Below are 2,314 nucleotides of genomic sequence, written 5' to 3'. Positions count from 1 at the left end.
TTTTTTGATTTAGATTCATCTCTAATCCTCCATTNNNTATTATCTTAATTTTACTAAATGTAAGATTAAATCTCAACTATTACAAATTACCAAGCAAATTGCTCAAAATTTTGTCTTGATTTCTCAGTCCATTATACTTTTAAATCATCGCCTCCTGGCATTTTATATTTGGAAAAGAATTTAACCTTCAAATCCTCAATGAATTCCGTAAAATCAATTTCGTCCCAGTTAATTCTTTCTATTTCTGCAAGTGTTAACCCGCGGCAATCCGGATTTTTGCCGCTGCCAAAACTAAGACCTAACTGCTTTCTTGCTTGTACTTGCACTACCTTGTCAAGCAGATTGCCAAAGCAACAATAATGGTGTTTTACAAGAGTTGTGACGCTAACCTTTTTGTTGCTTTCCTTGCCTACATAAACACATAAATTCTTTTTTCTCTTCTCGATAAGTAGCTGCTCATTTTTACTGCATTTTGCCCCAACATTACTGCCCCAACCTTTTAAACTGGCAGCACAGCAATTGGTGTAACTTGTAGCTTTTTTACTGCAATGATCACTGCTGCCTTTAAAAAGACTAATATTGACACCATCCCCTGCTTTCATCTGACTTACCGCGTATAATTTAGAGATAGAGTCCATCATCTCGCCGTTGCTTAAGAACCTATGATCTACGCAGTTACCGTCTATACATGGGATGCCTTCACAAATTATCCCTTCTTGCCCATCTTTTTCCTGAAGTCTTACTCTTGCTTTTGTGCTTTCTTTAGCAATAGGCACCCATCTTTTACAGGAATATTCCTCTTTCCTATTTACGCAATTACCAAGAGAGTCAGTAAGTAAACACTCCAAAGTAGAGACGAAATAACAATGTGAATATTTACTGCAATCATCCTTGCTTGGATAATCATACACTTTCTCAACTGAATACTCCCAGCAATCCCTATATACTTCATATCCGTCAATTATCCGTACACCGCTTGATATGCATTCTTTTTGGATGTCTCTACATGGATAATTTGATTTAAAGCTGTCATTAGCTACACATGCCGTAGATGTAATGCAATATCCGATAAAAAAGATATAAAGTAATTGTTTGATCATCATGTTATATTTCATCATTATTTAATTCTTTAAGCTGCAATGCTCATGCCAAACTTCACTCCACGCAGTACAAATCTTCTTCCAATCTCGGTACTGGTATTGCACATGGTATCTATCCCCCTGTATGTTATAAAGCCAGTAAGCTTCTTCATTAGGTATATGATTAATCCTGATATTTTCATTAATTTGTTCAAAATCTACTCCTAATTTTTGTGCAATCATGCCCCTTACTTGCTGTCTCACCGCAATATTAGCGGGCGAGGTAATATAGGATACGACAAAAGTAGCAATATGCAGCTCGCCACTAGGTCGCCATATTTCTTCCCCTGCTATATCAATAGTTCTATCTTGCCACTCGCCCCATTGCTTACCCTCCGACGTGCATTTCATGCTAAGAGTACTCGAGCAAGAATATTTATTTCTTAATCTCTCACAAAAATACTGGTCATAAATAGTATCCTTTTCTTTACTATCCACTTCTTTCTTAAATTCCATAAAATATTCAGGATCTTTCTCGATATTGCCTTTCACTGTCTTGCAATCCACTCCTATATCTTTAAGATTTGCTATAATACTCCCTATCATCTTAGAGCTGCCTTTTGCTATTTTCTTCGCATCCTCTAAATGAGCCTGCATACCGGGTTTACTTAAATCCACAAACATCTCATTGTGAAATGGATCTTTTGCCATTTCCCTTCTTGCAATGCTATCTAATTCTAATGCATCTAAGCTTTCTAGTTTTGCTCTCTCATGTGCGATCTTTCCTGAATCAGCTATGGGAGGCATCTTATTCTGACCCATTTGCTCTGCTATTACTTTTTTATCTTGTTCCACTGCTGCTTTAAACTCTTCTAGATTTGGCACGCTTCTCTCGAATAATGGATCGACTTTATTGATATTAGTCTCGACAGTAGGATCTAAATACTGAGCAAAAGCGGCATTAGTCAGTATTTGCAATGCAAGACATAACAGCATTAATACAGAAATAGTTATAACTTTCATTGTGCTAGCCTCTGCTTTGCTTCTTTGTTCATATCCCCGCGAGTAGCAAATTCCTCTAGAGCGTACTTGATTGATACAGCTCCTTGTATAGAGTCATATTGAGGGGTAGTATCCTCCTCGTTAAACAAACTATCTACTTCCCTGCTTAGTACTATCATGGGAACTTGCTGAGCTTTAAAAGCTTTAAATGCTTCATCATCAATCTCAATACC

At 37.0% G+C, this 2,314-nt stretch carries 3 protein-coding genes; all 3 read right to left on the bottom strand.

What is annotated here, in order from left to right:
• Nucleotides 1–131: 131 nt before the first annotated feature.
• Complete coding sequence (gene traN, locus KYQ89_RS05790; RefSeq protein ID WP_256621462.1) at nt 132–1,118, bottom strand: conjugal transfer protein TraN; 987 nt, start codon at nt 1,116–1,118, stop codon at nt 132–134.
• A gap of 3 nt (nt 1,119–1,121) precedes the next feature.
• Nucleotides 1,122–2,102, bottom strand: coding sequence for a hypothetical protein (locus KYQ89_RS05785; RefSeq protein WP_218460794.1), 981 nt, complete (start codon nt 2,100–2,102; stop codon nt 1,122–1,124).
• Nucleotides 2,099–2,314: TrbC family F-type conjugative pilus assembly protein (locus tag KYQ89_RS05780; protein ID WP_256621459.1), on the bottom strand; the 216-nt coding region annotated here is incomplete at its 5' end. The genes KYQ89_RS05785 and KYQ89_RS05780, both read right to left, overlap by 4 nt.

Source organism: Rickettsia sp. TH2014 (assembly GCF_019249195.1).
Classification (GTDB): domain Bacteria; phylum Pseudomonadota; class Alphaproteobacteria; order Rickettsiales; family Rickettsiaceae; genus Rickettsia; species Rickettsia felis.
Note: the sequence above shows the minus strand (reverse complement) of the source record. Positions and strands in the feature narration are given on the sequence as shown.

Excerpts from the sequence above, each read along its gene's own strand:
- traN (WP_256621462.1), bottom strand. The coding sequence starts at position 1,118 with ATGATGAAATATAACATGATGATCAAACAATTACTTTATATCTTTTTT.
- KYQ89_RS05785 (WP_218460794.1), bottom strand. The coding sequence starts at position 2,102 with ATGAAAGTTATAACTATTTCTGTATTAATGCTGTTATGTCTTGCATTG.